The sequence below is a fragment of the Amycolatopsis sp. GM8 genome (genome assembly GCF_021653975.1).
Lineage (GTDB): Bacteria > Actinomycetota > Actinomycetes > Mycobacteriales > Pseudonocardiaceae > Amycolatopsis_E.
In genome coordinates this window covers 1-21,153 of sequence record NZ_JAJKFK010000013.1, presented here as the reverse complement: position 1 = coordinate 21,153, position 21,153 = coordinate 1, and the positions used below count along the sequence as shown (strand labels likewise).

Annotated in this window: 20 protein-coding genes; 3 read left to right on the top strand and 17 right to left on the bottom strand. The window is 70.4% G+C overall.

The features are described from left to right. Positions 1-71 precede the first annotated feature (71 nt). From LOZ83_RS37765 to glmS, 6 genes are all read right to left on the bottom strand, one after another. Positions 72-1,151, bottom strand: coding sequence for an ABC transporter ATP-binding protein (locus tag LOZ83_RS37765; RefSeq protein ID WP_236796706.1), 1,080 nt, complete (start codon positions 1,149-1,151; stop codon positions 72-74). After that, the gene (gene xylB / locus LOZ83_RS37760) at positions 1,151-2,560 is read right to left on the bottom strand and encodes a xylulokinase (protein WP_236796705.1); all 1,410 of its coding nucleotides are present in this window, start codon (positions 2,558-2,560) and stop codon (positions 1,151-1,153) included. The genes LOZ83_RS37765 and xylB overlap by 1 nt, the downstream gene beginning before the upstream one ends. After that, positions 2,557-3,357 (bottom strand): DeoR/GlpR family DNA-binding transcription regulator, encoded by an 801-nt coding sequence (locus tag LOZ83_RS37755; RefSeq protein WP_236796703.1) that lies wholly within the window; start codon positions 3,355-3,357, stop codon positions 2,557-2,559. Before LOZ83_RS37755 ends, xylB begins: the two co-directional genes overlap by 4 nt. A gap of 2 nt (positions 3,358-3,359) precedes the next feature. After that, positions 3,360-4,367 carry an NAD(P)-dependent alcohol dehydrogenase gene (locus LOZ83_RS37750; protein WP_236796701.1) on the bottom strand — a complete coding sequence of 336 codons (1,008 nt, stop codon included), beginning with the start codon at positions 4,365-4,367 and terminating at the stop codon, positions 3,360-3,362. Between the two features lie 66 nt (positions 4,368-4,433). Next, complete coding sequence (locus LOZ83_RS37745; RefSeq protein WP_236796699.1) at positions 4,434-5,876, bottom strand: NAD(P)H-hydrate dehydratase; 1,443 nt, start codon at positions 5,874-5,876, stop codon at positions 4,434-4,436. Between the two features lie 9 nt (positions 5,877-5,885). Beyond that, positions 5,886-7,748 carry a glutamine--fructose-6-phosphate transaminase (isomerizing) gene (glmS, locus tag LOZ83_RS37740; protein ID WP_236796698.1) on the bottom strand — a complete coding sequence of 621 codons (1,863 nt, stop codon included), beginning with the start codon at positions 7,746-7,748 and terminating at the stop codon, positions 5,886-5,888. 128 nt (positions 7,749-7,876) lie between these two features. Between glmS and LOZ83_RS37735 the strand changes: the two genes are divergently transcribed. After that, entirely contained in the window at positions 7,877-8,686 is an 810-nt protein-coding gene (locus LOZ83_RS37735) for an alpha/beta hydrolase (protein ID WP_236796696.1), read from the top strand. A gap of 3 nt (positions 8,687-8,689) precedes the next feature. On the opposite strand, the gene LOZ83_RS37730 is transcribed toward LOZ83_RS37735, so the two are convergent. The 8 genes from LOZ83_RS37730 to rplM form a co-directional block, all read right to left on the bottom strand. After that, complete coding sequence (locus tag LOZ83_RS37730) at positions 8,690-9,148, bottom strand: hypothetical protein (RefSeq protein WP_236796695.1); 459 nt, start codon at positions 9,146-9,148, stop codon at positions 8,690-8,692. 13 nt (positions 9,149-9,161) lie between these two features. Continuing rightward, on the bottom strand, positions 9,162-11,663 hold the full coding sequence (locus LOZ83_RS37725) for a hypothetical protein (protein ID WP_236796694.1): 2,502 nt from the start codon (positions 11,661-11,663) through the stop codon (positions 9,162-9,164). Further along, positions 11,663-11,974: a hypothetical protein gene (locus LOZ83_RS37720; RefSeq protein WP_236796692.1), complete on the bottom strand. Its 312-nt coding sequence runs from the start codon at positions 11,972-11,974 to the stop codon at positions 11,663-11,665. Before LOZ83_RS37720 ends, LOZ83_RS37725 begins: the two co-directional genes overlap by 1 nt. A gap of 102 nt (positions 11,975-12,076) precedes the next feature. After that, a complete protein-coding gene (locus LOZ83_RS37715) occupies positions 12,077-12,340 on the bottom strand; it encodes an acyl carrier protein (protein ID WP_236796690.1) in 264 nt (87 codons plus the stop codon). Further along, positions 12,333-13,967, bottom strand: coding sequence for a fatty acyl-AMP ligase (locus LOZ83_RS37710; RefSeq protein WP_236796689.1), 1,635 nt, complete (start codon positions 13,965-13,967; stop codon positions 12,333-12,335). Before LOZ83_RS37710 ends, LOZ83_RS37715 begins: the two co-directional genes overlap by 8 nt. Positions 13,968-13,986: 19 nt before the next feature. Then, positions 13,987-15,321, bottom strand: coding sequence for a phosphoglucosamine mutase (gene glmM / locus LOZ83_RS37705; protein ID WP_236796688.1), 1,335 nt, complete (start codon positions 15,319-15,321; stop codon positions 13,987-13,989). A 196-nt stretch (positions 15,322-15,517) separates the two neighbouring features. Next, on the bottom strand, positions 15,518-15,973 hold the full coding sequence (gene rpsI, locus LOZ83_RS37700) for a 30S ribosomal protein S9 (protein WP_236796835.1): 456 nt from the start codon (positions 15,971-15,973) through the stop codon (positions 15,518-15,520). Positions 15,974-16,143: 170 nt separating this feature from the next. Then, positions 16,144-16,596: a 50S ribosomal protein L13 gene (gene rplM / locus LOZ83_RS37695; protein WP_236796686.1), complete on the bottom strand. Its 453-nt coding sequence runs from the start codon at positions 16,594-16,596 to the stop codon at positions 16,144-16,146. A 186-nt stretch (positions 16,597-16,782) separates the two neighbouring features. Here rplM and LOZ83_RS37690 point away from each other — a divergent pair, with 186 nt between their 5' ends. Beyond that, a complete protein-coding gene (locus tag LOZ83_RS37690) occupies positions 16,783-17,631 on the top strand; it encodes a hypothetical protein (RefSeq protein ID WP_236796685.1) in 849 nt (282 codons plus the stop codon). 4 nt (positions 17,632-17,635) lie between these two features. Then, positions 17,636-18,190 carry a DUF4333 domain-containing protein gene (locus tag LOZ83_RS40650; protein WP_236796684.1) on the top strand — a complete coding sequence of 185 codons (555 nt, stop codon included), beginning with the start codon at positions 17,636-17,638 and terminating at the stop codon, positions 18,188-18,190. Between the two features lie 61 nt (positions 18,191-18,251). Here LOZ83_RS40650 and LOZ83_RS37680 read toward each other — a convergent pair whose 3' ends face one another. The 3 genes from LOZ83_RS37680 to LOZ83_RS37670 form a co-directional block, all read right to left on the bottom strand. Then, entirely contained in the window at positions 18,252-18,548 is a 297-nt protein-coding gene (locus LOZ83_RS37680; protein WP_236796683.1) for a WXG100 family type VII secretion target, read from the bottom strand. A gap of 51 nt (positions 18,549-18,599) precedes the next feature. Further along, positions 18,600-18,917 (bottom strand): WXG100 family type VII secretion target, encoded by a 318-nt coding sequence (locus LOZ83_RS37675; protein WP_236796681.1) that lies wholly within the window; start codon positions 18,915-18,917, stop codon positions 18,600-18,602. A gap of 226 nt (positions 18,918-19,143) precedes the next feature. Next, the gene (locus tag LOZ83_RS37670) at positions 19,144-20,988 is read right to left on the bottom strand and encodes a type VII secretion-associated protein (protein WP_236796680.1); all 1,845 of its coding nucleotides are present in this window, start codon (positions 20,986-20,988) and stop codon (positions 19,144-19,146) included. Between the last annotated feature and the right edge of the window lie 165 nt (positions 20,989-21,153).

Genomic DNA, 21,153 nt, shown 5'->3' with positions numbered 1-21,153 from the left:
AACGCCGAGTTTCCCACAACGCGCGGGGCAGCCCGGTGCACGGTCGAACCGGACTGCCCGCCGGCGGTGTGTCAGTCCAGGCGGAGGCCGGTGCTGGTGGAGAACACGTGCAGCTCGTCGGGACGAATACGCAGCCGCAGCGTGGCGCCCATCGACGGGGTGTGCCGCGGGTCGACGCGAGCCACGACGTTGGTGCCGCCGGCGGCACCGTCCGCCTCGATCCGGCCGTAGACGAACGCGTCCGAGCCCAACTCCTCGACCAGCTCGACCTTGACCGCGAGGCCCTCGTCGGCCAGTTCCAGCGACTCGGGCCGGAAACCGATCGTGACATCCTCGCCACCGGCCGCGGCCAGAGTCTCGCGGGACAGCGGAACCGTGACGCCACCGAGCGTCGCACCGCCGTCGGTCAGCCGCGCCGACGCGAGGTTCATCGCGGGCGAGCCGATGAACCCGGCGACGAACACGTTGGCCGGCCGCTCGTACAGCGCGCGCGGCGAGTCACACTGCTGCAGCACGCCGTCCTTGAGCACGGCCACCCGGTCGCCCATCGTCATGGCCTCGACCTGGTCGTGCGTGACGTAGACGGTGGTGGTGCCCAGGCGGCGCTGCAGCGCGGCGATCTGGGTGCGGGTGGACACCCGGAGCTTGGCGTCCAAATTGGACAGTGGCTCGTCCATCAGGAACACCTGCGGCTCGCGCACGATCGCGCGGCCCATCGCGACCCGCTGCCGCTGGCCACCGGAAAGCGCTTTCGGCTTGCGATCGAGATAGTCCTCGAGGTCCAGCAGCTTCGCGGCGTCGGCGACCCGCTGTTTGATCTCGCTCTTCGGCTTGCCCGCGATCTTCAGCGCGAAGCCCATGTTCTGGCCCACGGTCATGTGCGGGTACAGCGCGTAGTTCTGGAACACCATCGCGATGTCCCGCGAGCGCGGCGGCAGTTGCGTCACGTCCCGGTCGCCGATCCAGACGGAGCCGTCGTCGACGTCCTCCAGCCCGGCGAGCATGCGCAGGCTCGTCGACTTGCCACAGCCGGAAGGGCCCACCAGTACCAGAAACTCACCGTCGGCGATCTCGAGATCGAGCGCGTCCACCGCGGGCCGGTCCGAGCCGGGATAGCGGCGAGACGCCTTGTCATAGGTGATCGTGGCCATCAGGTGTCCTCTCCTGTGTTGACTTGATGCACGAGCTCGCGGATATCGAGATGCCGTTGCCGCAGCTCCCGGCCGGCCGGGGAATCCCCGGCGGCCAGCTCCAGCGGGGTTTTCTCCGCCCAGGCCGGTGGTTCTTCGGTGCCGGCCAGCACCCAGGCGGCCTGGCGGGCCGCACCGAGCGCGACGTGCTCGGCCGGTTCGGGGACGACGATCGGCAGCCCGAACACGATCGGCGCGACCGCGCGCACCGCCTCGGACTGCGCGGCGCCGCCGATGAGCAGGATCCGGCGTGCGGTGATTCCGTTGTCCTGTAACACATCCAGTGCGGCGGCGAGCCCCGACAGCATGCCTTCGACGGCGGCGCGGGCCAGGTTCTCCGGCGTCATGTTGGCGCGGCGCAGGCCATGCAGCGAACCGGCCGCGTCGGGCAGGTTGGGGGTGCGCTCGCCGTCGAGGTACGGCAGCAGGGTCAGCCCGCCCGCGCCCGGTTCGGCCGCGAGCGCCAGCCGGTCCAGGCCGGCCAGGTCGGTGCCGAGCATCGCCGCGGTCGCGGTGAGCACGCGGGCGGCGTTGAGCGTGCACGCGAGCGGCAGGAACCGGCCGGTCGCGTCGGCGAACCCGGCGACGATGCCGGTCGCGTCCGCGGACGCCGTCCCGGACACGCCGAACACGGTGCCGCTCGTGCCGAGCGACACGACCACATCGCCTTCGCCGAGCTCCAGCGCCAGTGCCGCGGCCATGTTGTCGCCGGTGCCGGCGGACACCAGGATCCCGTCCTCGGTGCGGCCCGCGGCCTCGCGCGGCCCGAGTACCCGCGGCAGCTCCGGGGTCCGGCCGAACGCGTGGGCCAGGATGTCCTCGCGATAGGCGTTCTTCGCCGGGGAGAAGTAGCCCGTGCCGGACGCGTCGCCGCGATCGGTGACGGCCTCGCCGGTCAGCTTCCAGGTGAGCCAGTCGTGCGGCAGCAGCACCCGGGTCACCCGGTCGGCGAGCCGCGGCTCGTGCTCGGCCATCCAGCGCAGCTTGGTGACGGTGAAGCTCGCGACCGGCACCGAGCCGACCGCCTCCGCCCATGCGCGCGGCCCGCCGAGCTCGGTCACCAGGTTGTCCGCGGCCTTGCCGGACCGGGTGTCGTTCCACAGCAACGCCGGCCGCACCACGTCGCCGGACTCGTCGAGGGTGACCATGCCGTGCTGCTGACCGCCGACGCCGATCGCCTGCACCCCGTCCAGCAGCCCGGCGGACGCCTTCGTGAACGCGTCCCACCAGACCTGCGGATCGACCTCGGTGGTGTCCGGATGCGTCGCGCGGCCTTCCCGCACGACGGCGCCGGTCGCCGCGTCGCACACGACGACCTTCGTCGACTGGGTCGACGAGTCGACACCGGCTACCAACGGCGTTGTCGTCATTCCTGCCTGCCTCCGTGATCCACGCGCGTGGTGCCCGGCTTGGCCAGCCGCACCTTGGTGTCCATGGCCGCGAGCTCGTCGCCCGGTGTCTCCTCGTCGGTGATCACCAGGTCGTAGTCGCTCACGTCGCCGTAGGCGTAGGTCGCGGTCCGGCCGAACTTGGAGTGGTCCACGACGAGCACGTTGTAGTCGGCCACCCGCAGCGCCGCCGTCTTCAGCTCGGCGTACTCGCGATCGGGGTGGTACAGCCGGCCCACCGCCACCGCGGTCGCCGAGACGAAGCCGACGTCCGCGCGCATCCGGCTGAGCGCGCTGAGCGTGTCCGGCCCGATACACGAGTCGAAATCGGTGTACCGGCCGCCGAGCAGCCGCACCTCGATCCCGTCGGCACCGCCCAGGATCCTGGCCACCTCGAGCGAGTTCGTGATCACCACCTGCGGGCCGATCAGCTTGCGCGCCAACGGGAACAGCGTGGTCGAGTCGTCGAAGAACAGGGTCTGCCCGGGCGTGATCTCACGCTGGGCCGCCACCGCCAGCGTCTCCTTGACGTCGACGTTCTCGGTCTCGCGGAACCGTTTCGCGGTCTCGATGGTGAGCGCCGGATACGCCTCGACGCGGCCGCGCAGCTTGCGCAGGAGCCGGCGCTCGGCCAACTCGTCGAGGTCACGGTGCATGGTCATCAGGCTCACGCCGAACTGCTCGGTGAGCTGGTCGATGCGCACGTCGCCGTGCTCCATCACGTAGCTCAGGATGTCCTGCCTACGCTGCTCGACTTCGGCCTCGGATGGTCTGGGCATGGCTACGGCACCACCACGGCCTTGATCACCGAGTCGTCCTTCGCGGCGATCGTCAGCGCCTCCTCGACCTGGTCGAGCCCGAACCGGTGGGTGACCAGCCGGTCGAGATCGACCTCGCGCCCGGCGGCGAGCGCGATCGCGGTCGGCCAGGTGTTGGCGTAGCGGAAGGTGCCGGTGATCTCGATCTCGAAGTTCTGCACATGCGCCAGCGGGAGCGGGATTTCGTCCCCGCCCATACCGACGAGCACGACCCGGCCCGCGCGGCCGACCTTCCGGATCGCCTGGCCGGCGGCCGCGGGCACACCCGAGCACTCCAGCAGGACGTCCGGCGCGAAGTCGACGTCGGCGAGGTTCTCCCGCGACACGTCGACGGTCGCGGTGGCGCCCAGTTCCTTCGCGACCCCCAGCCGCCACGGGTTCACGTCGGTCACGACCACGTCGCTGGCGCCGAATGCCCGCGCGGTCTGGGTCGCGACCAGCCCGATCGGCCCGGCGCCCGTGATCAGCACCCGGCTGCCCGGCCCGGTGCGCGCCTTGCGGTTGGCCCAGACGCCGACGGACAGCGGCTCCAGCAGCCCGGCCGCGTCGTCGCTCATCGCCTCCGGGATCGGGTGCGCGAAATCCTCGCGCAGCACGACGTACTCGCAGAACGCGCCGTCGATCGGCGGGGTGCCGAAGAACCGCATGCGCGGGCAGAGGTTGTACCGCCCGGCCTTGCACTGCGCGCACATCGTGCATGGCACGCCGGGCTCGAGCCCGACCCGCTGGCCGATCTCGTGCACGGTCGCATCGCTGCCGCGCGCGACGACCACACCGCTCGGCTCGTGTCCGAGCACCAGCGGCCACTCGACCCGGAACTCGCCGATCCGGCCGTGTTCGTAGTAGTGCACGTCCGACCCGCAGGTGCCGACCGACCGCACCTGGACCAGCACTTCGCCGGGACCGGGCTGCGGGACCGGCCGCTCTTCGAGTCGCACGTCATGCACACCGTGCAGGACCGCAACCTTCATGAGATCTTCCTACCAGAAGATCCCACCGTTGTTAACACATAAATCGATATCTTCTGGTGCGAAGTATCAGCTGAGCCGCCGCACCTGCCGGATCGCGGCCGGAATCGCCGCCTCCACCCCACTGGCCGAAACCGGCACCCCGCGCGCCGCGAGATCCGCCGCGAGCGAATGCACGTACGCCGCCGCCCCCGCGGCGAGCCACGGGTCGAGGCCGCTCGCCAGCAACGCCCCGACCAGCCCGGACAACACATCCCCGGAACCGGCCGTGGCGAGCCACGAACCGCGGGCCACGTTCGCCAGCACCCGCCCGTCCGGCGCGGCGACCAGCGTCGTGTTTCCCTTGAGCAGCACCACGGCGTCGAACTTCCGCGCCGCCGCCTTCACCGCGGCCACCCGGTCGGCACCGGGCGCGGTACCGGTCAGCCGCTCGAACTCCCCGGCGTGCGGCGTCAGCACCAGCGGCGTCCCGGGGTCACGCGCGTCGAGCACGTCGGGGTACCGGGCCATCAAGGTGGTCGCGTCGGCGTCGGCGCACACCGGGACGCCTTCGGACAGCACGTGCCGCAGCACCTCGCGACCCTCCTGACCGGTGCCGATGCCCGGTCCGACGACCCAGGCCTGCACCCGGCCGGCGTCGGTGACCGAGCCCGTAGCGATCGCCTCCGGCCACCGGGCGCGCACGAGATCCGCCGCCGGTCCCGCGTATCGCACCATGCCCGAGGTGGCGAGCACGGCCGAACCCGTCGCCAGCACCGCCGCGCCCGGATAGGTCGCCGAACCGGCGGCGATCCCGGTGACGCCCTGGCTGTACTTGTTGTCCGCCGGCCCCGGCACCGGCCACGCCAGGCCGACGTCCACCGCGTTGAGCTGCTGCAGATCGGGGTCGCTCAACTCGGGCAGCAGCCCGATGTCGATCAGTACGACTTCACCGCAGTGCTGCGGATTGAGCACGTGCAAGGGTTTGCGCGCGCCGAACGTCACCGTCCGGGCCGCGGTGATCGCCGGCCCGTCGACCGTGCCTTTGTCCGGATCGACGCCGCTCGGCAGGTCGACGGCCAGCACCGGCGCGCTCAGGTGGTCGAGCAGGCTCGCGGCGTCCGCGCGCAGCGGGCCGCGTGCGGACAGGCCGACGATGCCGTCGATCACCAGGTCCGCCGCGTCGAGCACGCCCGGCGCGTCTTCCAGGCCGACAGTGCGGCCGCCCGCGCGCCGTAGTGCTTGCAGGCCTTCGGGGTGCGCCTTGCCGGGGTTGAGCAGGACGGCGGTCACCGCGACGCCCCGCTTGCGCAGGAATTGCCCTGCCCACAACGCATCGCCGCCGTTGTTGCCCGCGCCGACCAGCAGCACGACCCGACTCCCGGCGACGCGGCCGGTGTGAGCCGCCAACATTTCCGCCGCCTGCACGGCGACGCCGAACGCCGCACGCTGCATCAACGCGCCCTCGGGAGTCGCGGCGAGCAGCCGCTCTTCAGCCTTGCGAATTCGGTCCGTGGTCCAGATTCCGCGCACGGCCCCGTCTTACTCCACCGTCACGGACTTCGCCAGGTTGCGCGGCTTGTCGACGTCATAACCCCGCGTGCGGGCGATTTCCGCGGCCAGCACCTGCAGCGGAACACTCGACACGAGCGGCTGCAACAGGGTCGGCACCGCGGGCACCTCGACCAGCTCGTCGGCGAACGGGCGCACGGTGTCGTCACCCTCTTCGGCGATCACGATCGTGCGCGCCCCGCGGGCCTGAATCTCGCTGATGTTCGACAGCAGCTTCGCGTGCAGCACCGCGCGCCCCTTCGGCGAGGGCATCACGACGACCACCGGGAGCCCGCTCTCGATCAGCGCGATCGGCCCGTGCTTCAGCTCGCCCGCCGCGAAGCCCTCCGCGTGCATGTACGCCAGTTCCTTGAGCTTCAAGGCGCCTTCGAGCGCGACCGGGAAACCGACGTGCCGGCCGAGGAACAGCACCGCCTTCGAGTCGGCCAGCTGCTGCCCGAGCGCCCGCACGTGATCCACAGTGGACAGTGCTTTTTGGACGGCGGCGGGCATCGCCTCCAGCTCGGCGAACTCGCGGGCCACCTCGTCCGGGTACTTCGTGCCGCGCGCCTGCGCGAGCGCGAGGCCCACCAGGTAGTTCGCCGCGATCTGCGAGGTGAACGTCTTCGTCGCGGCGACCCCGACCTCGGGCCCGGCGTGCGTGTACAGCACCGCGTCGGACTCGCGCGGGATCTGCGCGCCGTTGGTGTTGCAGATCGCGAGCACCCGCGCCTTCTGCCCGCGCGCGTGCCGGACGGCTTCGAGGGTGTCCGCGGTCTCGCCCGACTGCGAGATCGCGACGACCAGGGTGTCGCGGTCGAGCACCGGGTCGCGGTAGCGGAACTCGCTCGCCAGCTCGACCTCGACCGGCAGCCGCGTCCAGTGCTCGATCGCGTACTTGGCGATGAGCCCCGAGTGATAGGCGGTGCCGCAGGCGACGACGAACACCTTGTCCACGTCCCGCAGGTCCTGGTCGGACATGCGCTGCTCGTCGAGAATGATGCGGCCGTGGTCGAAATGCCCGCGCAGGGTGTTCGCGAGCGCCTCCGGCTGCTCCTCGATCTCCTTGAGCATGAAGTAGTCGTGGCCGCCCTTCTCGGCGGCCGACAGGTCCCACGCGACGGTGAACGGCTTGGCCTGGGCGGGTTCGCCGGCGAAGTCGGTGACCTCGTAGCCGTCCCGGGTGATCGCGACGAGCTGGTCCTGGCCCAGTTCGACGGCATCCCGGGTGTGCTCGATGAACGCCGAGACGTCCGAGGCGACGAACGTCTCGCCCTCGCCGACGCCGACCACGAGCGGGGACGACCGGCGCGCCGCGACGATCAGGTCCGGCTCGTCGGCATGCGTCACGACCAGGGTGAACGCGCCTTCGAGCCGCCGGCACACGGTGCGCACGCTGGCCGGCAGGTCACCCGCGGCCGGACCGTCGGTGTACGCGCGGGCGATCAGGTGCGCGGCGGTCTCGGTGTCGGTGTCGCTGCTCAGTTCGATGCCGTCGGCTTCCAGCTCGGCCCTCAGCGTGGCGAAGTTCTCGATGATCCCGTTGTGCACCACCGCGACCCGCTCGGCCGTGTCGCGGTGCGGGTGGGAGTTGCGGTCGACGGGCGCGCCGTGTGTCGCCCAGCGGGTGTGGCCCATCCCGGCGGTCCCCGCGAACCGGTCACGCCCGGTGACGTCCAGCTCGGTCTCCAGATTCGCCAGCCGGCCCGCCTTGCGCTCGACGATCAGCGTCCCGGCGCCGTCCAGCACGGCGACGCCGGCCGAGTCGTAGCCCCGGTACTCCATCCGGCGGAGCCCACCCAGCACGACGTCGAGCGCAGGCCGATGGCCGACATATCCCACGATTCCGCACACCCCTGGGAGGTTACTGCGGCGCGGAGCGCCTCGATGAGGGGCGGTGGTCGGGTGAGGGGCTGGCGGTACTGGGGCACGCCGTGTCCTCTCGCCCGGCTCACTTCCGCCGACAGGCTAGGCTCCCGACCATGGCGAAGCCCAAGGAGCTGCTCGAGGAGCTGTCGCACCCGGGACCGCACGAGGTGGTGCGCGGCAACCTCGCGCTCGCCGGGCTACCCGGTGTGGTGTTCACCCCACGTAGCGGCCTCGGCCTGCCAGGGATCGCGTTCGGGCACGGCTGGCTGCAACCGGCGGGGCGGTACCGCACGCTGCTGAGCCACCTCGCGAGCTGGGGCATCGTCGCGGCGGCACCGGCGACTCAACGCGGACCACTGCCGTCGCACCGGATCTTCGCCGCGGAACTGCGCTCGGCCCTGGACATCATCACCGGCGTGCGGCTGGGCCCGGGCGGGCTGAGCGTGGACCCGGCGAAACTGGGTCTGGCCGGCCATTCCGTGGGCGGCGGCGCGGCCGTGCTGGCGGCCGCGGACGACGCCAAGGTCAAAGCGGTCGCCACCTTCGCCGCCGCGCAAACCCTGCCGCAGGCCACGGAAGCGGCGCGCAAGCTCACGATCCCGGGCCTGCACCTCGCCGTCGCGGGTGACCTGGTGACCCCGGCGATCGGCAACGCCGAAGCGATCGCCAAGGCCTGGGGCGGTCCGGTCCAGCTCCGGATGATCGACAAGTCGACACACCTGGCCGTGACCGAAGGCAGCCACTGGAGCCAGCGCCTGCTGCAGGGCAAGCCCCAGTTCCGCACGCAGAAACTCGTCCGCGCCCTGTTCACCGCGTTCTTCCTGACCCACCTCACCGGCACCGCCAAGTACCGCCCGCTGCTGGAGTCGGACGTCAAACGCGCGGCGATCGACTACGACCCCAGCCTGGACATCGCGGCCTGAGGTTCAGCCCAGCCAGCTGTTGTTCGAGAAGTCGTCCTCGTCGAAGTCCGCCTTCCGCGGCTGCCGCCGGGGCGCCTCGGTCCGCTCCGTGCGCTCCGGCGCCGGCTCGGGGCTGGGAATCGACTCGGTGGTCCGCGACGCGTAGGGCTCCGGCGCCGCGTGCCGCGGCGCGCCGTAGCGGTCGGCCTCGCCCTCGTCGTCCTCCGGGCCGAAGCCCATCACGTTGTTCTTGTCCGCCAACGTCTTCTCGGTGCTCCAGCCGCCGGCCTCGCGCTCCCGGCGGCCCAGCTCGCGCCGGTGCTGGACGTAGCGTTCAGCGGCCTGGACCTGCTTGGTCATGTACTCCTGCGACTTGGCCTTGATCTCCTCGCCCTGCCGGTCGAGCAGCGCCCGCCGGTCCGCCTGCTCGCGGACCAGCCCGTCCATCTGCGCCTTCAGCCGCTGGATTTCGTCCGAGACCATGTTCCCCTCCTCGTCACCGCTGGGTGACCGACCGGTCCCCCTCGTCGTCCAGCGAACCGCTGATGCTGCCACCGGACCCGCCGGAGTTGAAGATGCCGCCGTCGATGCGGTACTGGCGCGGGTTGCGCTCCTGGTCCTCGCCGCCACCGCCACCGGCGCCGCCCATGCCACCCATCATGCCGCCCATGCCCGCCATCCCGCCGGGGCTCTGCTGCGCCGGCCCCTGCTGGGGCGCGCCGACCGGCTGCGCGCCGAGCGCCGCGGCCGCGGGCTGGTGGTCCGCGGACCCAGTCTGCGCGCCGGTGCCGAGTGAGGCCGCGTCGCCGAGCGAGCCGCTGACCGCGCCCTCGGAGATACCCGCGCCGACCGCGCTCAGGCCCGCGCCGCCCGCCGGTGTGGTCGCGCCCGCGCCGTCGCCCGGCACCGCGGCGGCACCGTCCGGCGGGGTCCCGCCCGCTTCAGTGGGCATGGTCGACACACCCGCTCCGTCGCCGCCGCCGGCCGCGGCGCCACCGGTCGCGTCGCCCGCCGCGGCACCGGAGACGGCATCGCCGGTCGGGGTGCCGGGCGGGGTGCCGGGCGGCGGTGTGCCGGCCGTGTCGGTCGGCGGAGTGTCCGGGCGCGGCGTCGAGCCGTCGTCCTTCCCGACCAGGCTTTCCGCACCGGCAGCGCCGTCCTTCGCGTCACCGAGGGTGTACGTGGTCGGCGGGCCGGTGCCGTCGTCGACCGTGACGACCGTCGGGCCGTTGGGACCGTCGGGCCGCTCCGCGGTGATCTTGAGGTTGCCGTCCTCGATGTGAATCTTGCCGTCCGGCCCGGGCTTGTACGTGCCATCCGGTCCCGGCTGCCCCGGCTGGCCCGGCGCCTGCGAGCCCTGCGGCCCGAACGCGGCGGGATCCTGCCCGGCCGCGTCCTTGCCGTCACCCCAGTCGAGCTTGTAGTCCTTCGGCTCACCCGGCCCGCCGTCGACCTTGATGTCCATCTTGCCGTCCTTGTCCGGCTCGGACATCTCGATCGTCTTGTCGCCCTGCTGGACCTTGAGCGTCTCCTGCTCGTCGCCCGCGTCCTTGACCGGCTCGCCCGTCTTCGGGTCGATCGGATACGGCTGACCGGTGTCCGGATCCATCTCCATCGGCTTGCCGGTGTAGGGGTTGATCCCCTCGGACCCTTCCTTCTTCGCCGCCTCGGCGACCGCGCTCGGGTCCTCAGTGGACGGTGTCGTCGCGGACGGCGTGGTGGCCGACGGCATCGAGCCGCCACCTCCGCCGCCGCTGCCGGTACCACCACCACCGCCGCCGGAACCCGTTCCCCCACCGCCGTTTCCGCCACCACCGGTCTGGCTCGGCTGGGTCTCACCGGAGGGCTCGGTGGCGCCCTCGAACTCGTTCTTGATCTTGCCCATGACGCCGTCGAGCGCGTCGTAGGCCTGGTTCACCAGGTCCTTCGTGTCCGTGCAGGTCTTGTCGAACCCCTTGTACAGCCGGTCCCACATCTCCGGGTTGAACTGGTTCTGGATCCACTGCTTGGCCAGGTCCTGGCCCTGCTTCTTGATGTCGTCGTCATCGCAGCAGCCGTCGTCGTTGAGCGCTTCGGTCAGGTTGGTGCCGAAGTTCATGTCCATCCAGCCGGCGATCGCCTTCAGATCGTCCTTGCCGGCATGCTCCCCGTTCGCGACGCCGACGACCTTCTGGGCCATGTTGTAGTCGGCCTTGCCCACCTGGTCGGTGTAGTTGCTGACGACCGCGTCGGCCTTGCCCTTGCACAGCTGGAAAATCGTGGTGACCGCGGTGGTGGTCGCCTCGTTCGCGTCCTCCAGGGTCTGCGACAGCTTGCTGGCCTTGGGCAGGATCTTGTCGTTGTAGTGGTCCGAGGCGGAGTTCGCGCCCGACCCGGTCCAGGTGTGGAACAGCGTGGACAGCGCCGACCCGGTGTCCTTGATCGCACCGTCCACTGTGGTCGAACCGTTCTTGAAATGGTCCGCGTCGGAAAGGAAGTTCGCGAAGCTGATCCCGCGCTGCTCGTCGAACCGCTTCTTGATGTCGTTGTTGAAGTCGAGCGCGCGGGTGTTGCCCCGGCAGTCATCGGGGATCTTCGCCAGCAGCGAGCCGAAGGTCTGGAACAGCTTCAGCGCGGGCTCGGCCGCGTCGAACAGCTCGTCCGACGTCTTCGTGCCGGTGCCGCCCGACGCGGGCGCCTGTTTGCCGTCGAGTTGGGTCTTGCCGTCGGTGACGGCCTTCTTCTCTTCGCGCTCGTTGTAGCTCGCCTGGTCGCCGGCCTTCTTCGCGGCGTCATAGGCCGCGTCCGTGCCCTGGAAGCCCAGCATCGGACTGGAGCCGTAGGTGTCCGCGTACTTCGCGGCCTCCTGGCGCTCCGCGTCGGTCGAACTGGCGGGCATGTCCTTGAACAGCGGCGCCGGGTTCTCCTGCTGCCAGCTGCTGATCAGCATCGTCTTCTGTTCGGGCGGGACGCTCGGGTCGTCGAGCAGCTTCTTGACGTCGGCCCATTTCTTCGCCATTACTGCCTCCCCGCCCTGCTCACCGCGTCCGACTGGGCCTGGTCGTTGTCGGCGTAGGCCTTGCCGCCCGAGCCGATGTTGCCGCCGTAGGCCTTGAGGGTGTCGCTGTACCCGCTGACCGCCTGCCACAGCGTCTGCGCACCGGTCGTGTACTTCTGCGCGTGCTCTCCGTGCGCCTGGCCGAAGCCCTGCTGGGTCACCGGGGAGCTGGCGAGGTCGGTGTTCTTGTCGGGTAGATCCTCGCCTATCTGCGTGATCGTCTTCGACGCCGTCGACATCGCTTCGCTGCTCGCGGTGTAGCCGCCACTCATCTCCGCCAGTCCCCCTCACCAGGTCCGTTGACAGACCTACGACGCTCCCCGGCCGCGTTCGGTGCCGTCACACGTGCAAACTGAATGTACTCAAAAGGGCAATCAGGACGCAGCCGTTTCACCTGGTTTGTCGCGGATCGCCTGCGCCAGCACCTCGGTGACGGCCGCGATATCGGTCAGCCGGTCGCGCTCGTCCAGGTCGATCGTGACGTCGTAGAACACCTCGAGCGTGGCGAGCAGGCGGATCCGGCCCTTCGAGTCGATACCCAGTTCCGCCAGCGACGTGTCCGGCTCCACGAGCGCCGGATCGAGCAGGAAGGTGTCGCTCACGATCTTCTGGACGTCGGCGACGGTGGGCTCATTCATGCTCGTCACCGTACTGCTTTTTGACCGCTGACCTGGACACCTTGCCGCTGGAGGTGCGCGGCAGGGCGCCGGGCGCGACGAGGTGGACCGACCGCACCGCGATCTCGTGTTCGCCGCCGACGGCACGCAGGATCGCCCGCGTGACCTCCTTCGGCTGCGCCTCGGCGTCCCGGAGCCGCTCGGCGACGATGACCACGCCCTCGCCGCGGGCGTCGGACACCCCGAACGCGGCGACCCGGTCGCGGCGGATCGCCGGATGTGCCCGTGCCGCGGTCGCCTCGATGTCCTGCGGGTAGTGGTTGCGGCCGTCGATCACGATGAGGTCCTTGATCCGCCCGGTGATGTACAGGTCACCGCGGTGGAACACGCCAAGATCGCCCGTGCGCAGCCAACCGCCGAGCCCGTCGAGGTATCCGTCGAACGAGTCATCGTCGCGCCGCCAGTACCCCGCCGCGACATGCGGCCCGTGCACCCAGATCTCGCCCATCGACCCGTCGGGTTGCGACTGTCCATCGTGGACGATGCGGACCAGCTGCCCGATCGGCCGGCCCACCGACACCAGCTCGCGGGAGCCGGCGACCTCCGGGCCGACCTCGACGGCCTGGCCCTGTGCCAGCGCGGCGCGGTCGAACGCCGTGACCGTCGGCCCTTCGGGACCTGCGCTCGCCACGTACACCGTCGCCTCCGCCAGCCCGTACGACGGCCTGTGCGCCTCGCGCCGGAAACCGTAGGGGCCGAACGCCTTCTGGAACTCCTCGACGGTCCGCGGCTGGACGGGCTCACTGCCGTTGAGCGCCACCCGCACCCCGGATAGGTCCAGACCATCACGGGCAGCCGCCCCGATCGCCAGATCGAACGCGAAGTTCGGTGCCGCGGTGAACACGTTGGGGTAGTCCGACATCTGCCGCAGCCAGCGCTCCGGCCGCCGGACGAACTCCGCCGGCGCCATGAACACCGACCGCGCGCCGGCGTACAGCGGCAGGCACATCAGCTGGATGAGACCCATGTCGTGGAAGAACGGGATCCAGCCGGCACAGGTGACCGACTCGTCGACCTCGTACGCGTGGCTCGCCTGCCAGCAGCTCGCCACCACCGCGCGATGGGTGACGATCGCGCCCGCGGGCTCCCTGGTGGACCCCGACGTGTACTGCAGGTACGCGGGCGCGTCCATGGCGACCGGTACCGGGTCGATGCCGTCGCCGTCGATCTCGTCCACCGCGAGCAGATGCGCCGGTTCGCCCAGCTCACGGACGCGGTCGCGGGCCTTCGCCGACGTCAGCCAGATGTCGGCGGCGGAGTCGCTGAGCGCGCTGTCCAGGCGGCTGCGGTGCGACTTGCTCGCTGGGTCGAACAGCGGGACCGCGACCAGCCCAGCCGCGAGCGTGCCGAGGAACGCGACGGGATAGTTCAGATCCTGGGGCGCCACGATCGCGACCCGGTCGCCCGGCTCGGCGATCTCGGCCAGCCGCCCCGCCACCGCGCGCACCCGCGCGGCGAGCTGCGCCCAGGTCAGGGAATGGTCGACCGCCGCGTGGTCCTGGAACGTGAACACCGGCCGCTCGTCCGAGGCACGCGCGAACAGGCGGTCGAGCAGCGGCGTCCGCAGGGCTTCTTCCGGTACGGTCACCCGCCCACCGTACTGAGGATCACGCGACGGCGGACACGACTCCGGCAAGCCGGTCGGCCGAGGCCTGCGCGACCTCGTGCGAGGGGGCTTCGACCATGACCCGCACCAGCTGCTCGGTGCCGGACTGCCGCAACAGCACCCGGCCCCGCTCGCCCAGCTCGGCCTCAACGTCCTTCACGGCGTCCTTGACCACGTCCGAGCTCACGACCGCGTGCTTGTCCGCGACCCGCACGTTGACCAGCACCTGCGGCAGCCGCCGCATCACGCCGGCCAGCTCGGCCAGCGGCTTGCCGGTCGCCGCGATCCGGCTCATCAGCCGCAGCGCCGTCAGCAGGCCGTCGCCGGTGGTGGCGAGCGCGGGGAACACCACGTGCCCGGACTGCTCGCCGCCGAGCGCGAACCCGCCGGCCCGCAGCTCCTCCAGCACGTAGCGGTCGCCGACCGCGGTGGTGCGCAGGTGCACGCCGCTTTCCCGCATCGCCAGGTGCAGGCCAAGGTTGCTCATCACGGTGGCGACCAGGGTGTCGTGGGTCAGCTCACCGGCCTCGGCCATCGCGAGCGCGAGCACCGCCATGATCTGGTCGCCGTCGACGAGTTCGCCCGACGCGTCCACCGCGAGGCAGCGGTCGGCGTCGCCGTCGTGGGCGATGCCCAGGTCCGCGCGGTGCTCGCGGACCACGTCCCGCAGCTTGTCGATATGGGTCGAGCCGCAGTCCTCGTTGATGTTGATGCCGTCGGGCTCGGCGTGGATCGCGACGACCTCCGCCCCGGCCTTGCGGTACACCTCGGGCGCGGCGAACGACGCGGCGCCGTTCGCGCAGTCGACCACGACGCGCACCCCGGTCAGGGGATGCGGGGTCGAGTCCAGCAGGTGCTGGACGTAGCGGTCGACGGCGTCGGCCACGTCCGAGACACGCCCGATCTCGGCGCCGGTCGGGCGGACCGCGCCGGAGGTGAGGCCCGCCTCGATCTCGTCCTCGATCCCGTCCGGGAGCTTGTGCCCGCCGGCCGCGAAGAGCTTGATCCCGTTGTCGGGCATCGGGTTGTGCGAGGCCGAGATCATCACACCGAGGTCGGCGTCGAGCCCGCCGACCAGGTGCGCCACGGCGGGGGTCGGCAGCACACCGACCCGCAGCACGTCGGCACCCGCGGAAGCGAGGCCGGCGACGACAGCCGCCTCCAGCATTTCGCCGCTGGCCCGCGGATCCCGGCCGACGACGGCGACCGGGCGGTGGGAGCGGTCGTGCGCGGCGAGCACCCGCGCGGCGCTGGCGGCGACCGAGAGCGCGAGCTCCGGCGTCAGATCCCCGTTCGCGAGACCACGAACCCCATCGGTGCCGAACAGGCGAGCCATCTGATCTTCTCCTCGAACCTCTTGTGCCGCGGACAACCTAGCGGCCCTTCGACGGTAGCCCCCGCCGGGACCGGTGCCCGCGGGAGTGCCTTCTGCCCTGCAAGACGCGCGAGGGAGGGCCGGTATTACGAAGCTGGGCACGACAAAGGCGCCCATCCACGATGCGGACGGGCGCCTTTGCTCGGGAAAACTCGGATTACCGCTTGCTGTACTGCGGGGCCTTGCGGGCCTTCTTGAGGCCGTACTTCTTGCGCTCGGTGGCACGGGCGTCCCGGGTGAGGAAGCCGGCCTTCTTCAGCGCCGGGCGGTCCTCGGAGTCGACCTCGACGAGCGCGCGGGCGATCGCCAGGCGCAGCGCACCGGCCTGGCCGGAGATGCCGCCGCCGTGGAGGTTGCCGAAGATGTCGAACGACTCCGGCTTGTCGACGATGACCAGCGGCTCACGGATGAGCTGCTGGTGGACCTTGTTCGGGAAGTACTCCTCGAGGCTGCGGCCGTTCAGCTTGAACTCACCGCTGCCGGGCACCAGCCGCACGCGGACGACGGACTCCTTGCGGCGGCCGACGGTCTGCGCGGAACCACCGGCGGCACGCGACGGGCGCGGCGCGGCCGGGGTCTCGCTGGTGACGACGCCGTCAACGGCCTCGGGGATCTCGGTGGTCTCGACCGCCGCCGGGGCCTCAGTGGCCTCGGTTGCTTCGGCCGCCGCCGGGGTCTCGGTGGCCTCGGTTGCTTCGGCCGCCTCGGTGGCGACCGGGGTCTCGATGGCCTCGGCGCTGTCCGCAGCCTCGTTCTCGGTGCTGGTCACAGACTGTTCCTCACTCACTGGGCGACCTGCGCGATCTTGGTGATCTCGTACGGCTGCGGCTGCTGCGCGCCGTGCGGATGCTGCGGGCCCGCGTAGACCTTGAGCTTCTTCGCCTGGGCGCGGCCGAGCTTGTTCTTCGGCAGCATGCCCTTGACGACCTTCTCGAGCAGCCGCTCGGGCCGCGTGTCGAGCAGCTCGCCGAACGAGCGCTTGCGCAGACCACCGGGGTAGCCGCTGTGCCGGTAGGCGAACTTCTGCTCGCGCTTGTTACCGGTGAGCGCGACCTTCTCGGCGTTCACGATGATGACGAAATCACCAGTGTCCATATGCGGCGCAAAGGTGGGTTTGTGCTTGCCGCGCAGCAGCGTGGCGACCTCGGTCGCGAGCCGGCCGAGCACGACATCCTCGGCGTCGATCACGTGCCAGGCACGGGTGACATCGCCAGGCTTGGGGCTGTACGTGGGCAAGGGTCTACCTCGTCGTCAACTTGCTTGTGGGGTCAGTGCGGGCCTAGCGCGATTTCACGCCGCAGCGCACAACGACATATGAAGATACCCCCTCACTCCGATCGTCCGGAAAGCGGGGGTGTCGGGCGCGTTCCATACTACGGTGGCGCGGTGACCGTGCGTACCGCGAGGCGGCTTAGCGCTCTGTTGGCCGGGTTGGCCCTGCTCGCGAGCGGGTGTGGCGCCGCGAAGGCGGGCAGCCCGGTGCCCAACGGCGCCGAAGCGGCGGCGTACGTGAGCGCCAAGTTCTCCTCGACCCTGGACAAGCTTTCCGACCAGCTCAACGGGACGGAGTCGAAGAAGACCGTGCAGGACACGTTCGCCCGGTTCGACGACAAGAAGATCAACAGCACGGTGTCGGCCGTGCAGCTGGGCCGGCCGCCGGCGCGGCTGTCGAAGAACCACTCGAACCTCGACTCCAACGAGTTCCTGGACTCCTTCCATCCGGTCAACAGTCCGGTGGAGTACATGCTCCTCGGTCCGGTGTACGCGAGCCTGGCGCCGACACACTGGGTGTCGATGCCCTACACCGCGGGTGATCTGAACGAGTGTTTCTGGGCGGGTGCGCAGGGGGTGTGCAAGATGCTCGGCGCCGTGTCCGACTCGGTCGGCCAGGGTCGCGTCAAGGGCGCGAACAGCAGGCCCGACGGGAGCGTGGAGCTGACGGCCGACGTGACGCTGACGGCGTTCCTCGACAACCGGGTGGTCGTGTTCCCGCAGTCGATCCTCGACCAGATCAGCCCGGCGATGAAGACACAGACCCTGCAGGCGCGGATCGTGCTCGACCCCCAGGGCCGGCTGACCGAGATCCAGCTGAACGGGTTGATCAAGGGCAACGGGCACGAGCTGGAACTGAACGAGCACTACCGCCTCGACGGCACCCCGACGCAGAACGACCTGCCGAAGGTGCCCGATCCGGCGGACGTGACGGTGCTGCCGGACAGTGCCGCGGTGAGCGACTTCTACGCCCGCATGGGCGAGATCCAGGGCCGGTGACGACGTGACCTCTCCGCACGATCCGCAGCCGCGGCCGGGCTACCCCGGCCAGCAGCCCGGGTATCCGCCGCCGCCCGGTCCATGGCAGCCCGGTGGCTACCCCGGGCCGGCGCAGCCTCCGGGCTACCCGCCGCCGCAGAACCCGTGGCCTGGACAACCCGCCAGCGGCCCGCAGCCGGTGCAGCAGTTCGGGGCGGGCGCCACCTACGGCGGGTTCGGGGCGTTCGAGGCAGCGCCCAAGCCGAAGCGGTCGAAGAAGCCGTGGCTCATCGGGGGCGCAGTGCTCGTCGTGCTCGCCGGCGCCGGGGTGGCCGCCTGGCTGCTCGGCGCGTTCCGCGGTGAGGTGCTCGACCAGAAGTCCGTTGAGGACGGTGTGCAGAAGATCCTCCGCGAGGACTTCGGTGAAGGCGATGTGAAGAACGTCAGCTGCCCCAAGGACCGGCCGGTCGCGACCGGGACCATTTTCGACTGCACGGTCACCGTTGCGGGACAACCGAAAAAGGTGACCGTGCGGGTACTCAACGACCAGGCCCAATACGAGGTCGGCGCACCGAAATAGCGCAAAACAAAAAGGGCTCCGGCGCGCGGCCGGAACCCTTTTGTTCGTACGGAAGCCGAAATCAGCCACCGAACATGTTCATGACGTCCTTGTCGGTCTTCGAGTAACCGTCGGCGATCTCGGGCAGCGCGATGGCGATGCGGGCCAGCAGAGCGTTCATGTCCTCGAGGGACTTGTTCCACTCGTCCTGGCGGGCGTGCCACTGGTCCTGCGCGTCACCGGTCCAGCTGTCGGTGAGCTTCTTCATCTGCTGCACGAGCGTGTCGAACTGGCCCTTGATCTCGTTGCCAGCGGTCTTGCAGTGGTCGGACGCGGTGTGAATTGTGGCCGGGTCGACCTTGATCATGCCGTCGGACATGTCTTTCCTCCCTTGAGACTCAAGAATTCGGTGATGGTGGTGCGGGGACCCTTACAGGCCCTCGAGCACCTGGGACAGCTGGCTGATCTGCGACTTGACGTCGTCGTCCTGGGTCTGGTACGCGACACCCGAGTTCTTGAGCATCTCACCGATGTCGGCGAGCGACTTGTTCAGAGCCTTGGACTTCTCGCTGAACGCGTCCATCACCTTCTGGAACACGACCGCGGCCGGGCCATCCCAGCCCGCACGCGTCGCCTCGATCTCGTTGGCGAGCTTGACCAAGGTCGAGTCCATCTGCTGCTGGCACTCGTCAACGTTGGTCTGCGCCTGCGCGAAGTCAGCCGGATCTCCGGTAAAACCGTTAGCCATGAGGGATGCCCCCTTCGTCTGTGGTTTTGTTGCCGTACTGCGTTGGGTACGTGCTTACGACGGAAACGATGCCATGGTTGGTTCCGGGTTGTCGCGGTTTGCCCTGAAGTAGTTGCGAGAGTGAATGCCCACCCGGTGAACCATCCGGAAAAACACCCATCTACCTCGGGCAACGCGCGAATTCGCAGGTGCGAAACCGCGTCACCCCAATGGGTTCAGGCGGGCTTCATGCCGTGATCGAAAGGGAACGCACGACCTGATCGCACGCCGCGGCCACCCGGTCGTGTGCCGGCTGTGTCGCGTATTGACACGCGACGTTCACCTGAACCTTCCCCTGAGCGAGGACGTACCAGTCGATCGGGCCGAAGTTCCCGGCCTGGCGGTAGTAGATGACCTTACGCCCGGCGAAAGTCGCGTTCGCGTCGAATCCCGAGTACACCGAACCGGCCTGCTGCGCCTGCTGCCGTAGGTTGTCCGACAGCTTCCCCGGGTCCGCCGTCGCGTCGTAGTCGAGCGGGTATTCCTGCACCGAGATCGCGTCATTCTGGGTGTCCGCGTCGCCCGGTTTGATCAGCGTTTCGCGGAACTGCGGCTGCCCACCGGTCTGCGTCCAGTCCTGCGGCGCGGAGAACTGGTAGTGGTACTGCGCGACGACCTTGCCCTGCGGTGGCGCCGCATCGCCTTGGTTGAGCCAGAACAGCAGACCCGCCGCGACCGCCCCGACGACGACCACAGCACCGCCGATGAGCCACGGCAGCTTTCGCTTGCCGCGCGGGGGTTCCGGCGCGACGGGCAGGCCGCGCGGCGGTGACACGGGCGGCGGGGGCAGGCGCGGCGGTAGCTGCGGCGCGTGGAACGGGCGCACCGGCGGGCGGGCGGCGTACGCGGGCCGCGGCGCGGCACGGCCGCCGCGGACGACCTCAGTGCTCCGCTCCGCGAGCGGCACGCGGGCCGGGTCCTGCCGCACGGCGAGCAGAGCTCCGCGCGCCACAACGGTTTCCGGCTGGTCCAAAGTGGTCGGTACGACGCCGGTGCGCTCGTGCACCAGACGCGAGATCATCGGGATCCGGCTCGATCCGCCGACGAGGAAGATGGCCGTGAGCTGCTTGGGCCGCAGCCCCGCCTCGTCGATCGCCGCGCAGGTGAGCTCGACGGCGCGGCTCAACGGCGCCGCGATGAGCTTCTCCAGATCTTCGCGAGTCACGTGCGCGTCGGCGAACGGCGGCGGCATCGGCACATCGGTGTACGTGTGCCGGGACAGGGTTTCCTTGGCACCACGGACATCCTGCCGCAGGACGCGGCGCCGCCGGCGGTCCGCGAGCTCGCGCCCTTCGACGAGTTGGCGCCAGGCCTCGGGATCGGCCGACGACACGAGATCACCGACATGCTCCAGCAGCGCCTGGTCCACATCGGCCCCGCCGAAGCTCGGATCGCCACGCGTCGCGAGCACCTGGAACCCACGGCGATTGGCCTGGACCGGTGCCCGGCTCACCACGCTCACGTCCACCGTGCCACCGCCCAGGTCGAGCACGGCGATGGTTTCCCCGGGCTGCCGGCTGACCTGGACCGTCCGGTCGTGGTTGATCTCCAGCGGCGGATGCGTCGCCGCGTGGAACACCGCCGCCGCGACGGGCTCCGGCACGAGCGTGACCTCGCGAGCCAGGCCACCGGCGGCCTGGCGCAACAACCTGGTCCGGACCGCGCCCCAGTCGGCCGGATGGGTCAGGACCAGCAGATCGGCCTCGGCGCCGCCGGCGAGCCGGCGGGCTTCGGACACCGCTCGCGACAACACCGCGCGCACGACTTCGGTGACCCGCAGCACGGTGTCCCCGAGCAGCAGTTCACCCTCGTCGATACGGCGCTTCGGGTTCGGTTCGTAGCGCGACGGGTCCACTGCGGCCTGCCGCTCGGCCTCTTGCCCGACGAACAGCGTGCCGTCGGCCGCCGCGTAGACGGCCGACGACATCAGCGGCTGCCCGTCGATGACCGCCACCTGCGGCTCGCGACCGTTGATGGCCGCGACCACACAGGTGCTGGACGTGCCGAAGTCCACCGCGACCCGAAGCGTCACGCCACGCCCCCGCTGGTGCCTGGCGCGATCAGTCTGGCTGGATCCATGAGACCTGGATGAGTTGTTTGCCGTTTTTGCGGGTGACGAGGTTGCCGCGGCCGGGGGGCATGGGGCCGGGTTTGACGGTGCCGATGAGGGCGCCTTCGTCTTTGTTGCCGTTCATGA

What these genes read in the sequence shown, in the direction of transcription:
- LOZ83_RS37720 (WP_236796692.1), bottom strand. Translation starts at nt 11,974, where the DNA reads ATGAGTGGCGGCTACACCGCGAGCAGCGAAGCGATGTCGACGGCGTCG.
- xylB (WP_236796705.1), bottom strand. Translation starts at nt 2,560, where the DNA reads ATGACGACAACGCCGTTGGTAGCCGGTGTCGACTCGTCGACCCAGTCG.
- LOZ83_RS37675 (WP_236796681.1), bottom strand. Translation starts at nt 18,917, where the DNA reads ATGGCTAACGGTTTTACCGGAGATCCGGCTGACTTCGCGCAGGCGCAG.
- LOZ83_RS37735 (WP_236796696.1), top strand. Translation starts at nt 7,877, where the DNA reads ATGGCGAAGCCCAAGGAGCTGCTCGAGGAGCTGTCGCACCCGGGACCG.
- LOZ83_RS37715 (WP_236796690.1), bottom strand. Translation starts at nt 12,340, where the DNA reads ATGAATGAGCCCACCGTCGCCGACGTCCAGAAGATCGTGAGCGACACC.
- LOZ83_RS37755 (WP_236796703.1), bottom strand. Translation starts at nt 3,357, where the DNA reads ATGCCCAGACCATCCGAGGCCGAAGTCGAGCAGCGTAGGCAGGACATC.
- glmM (WP_236796688.1), bottom strand. Translation starts at nt 15,321, where the DNA reads ATGGCTCGCCTGTTCGGCACCGATGGGGTTCGTGGTCTCGCGAACGGG.
- LOZ83_RS37725 (WP_236796694.1), bottom strand. Translation starts at nt 11,663, where the DNA reads ATGGCGAAGAAATGGGCCGACGTCAAGAAGCTGCTCGACGACCCGAGC.
- LOZ83_RS37765 (WP_236796706.1), bottom strand. Translation starts at nt 1,151, where the DNA reads ATGGCCACGATCACCTATGACAAGGCGTCTCGCCGCTATCCCGGCTCG.
- LOZ83_RS37730 (WP_236796695.1), bottom strand. Translation starts at nt 9,148, where the DNA reads ATGGTCTCGGACGAAATCCAGCGGCTGAAGGCGCAGATGGACGGGCTG.
- LOZ83_RS37750 (WP_236796701.1), bottom strand. Translation starts at nt 4,367, where the DNA reads ATGAAGGTTGCGGTCCTGCACGGTGTGCATGACGTGCGACTCGAAGAG.
- LOZ83_RS37680 (WP_236796683.1), bottom strand. Translation starts at nt 18,548, where the DNA reads ATGTCCGACGGCATGATCAAGGTCGACCCGGCCACAATTCACACCGCG.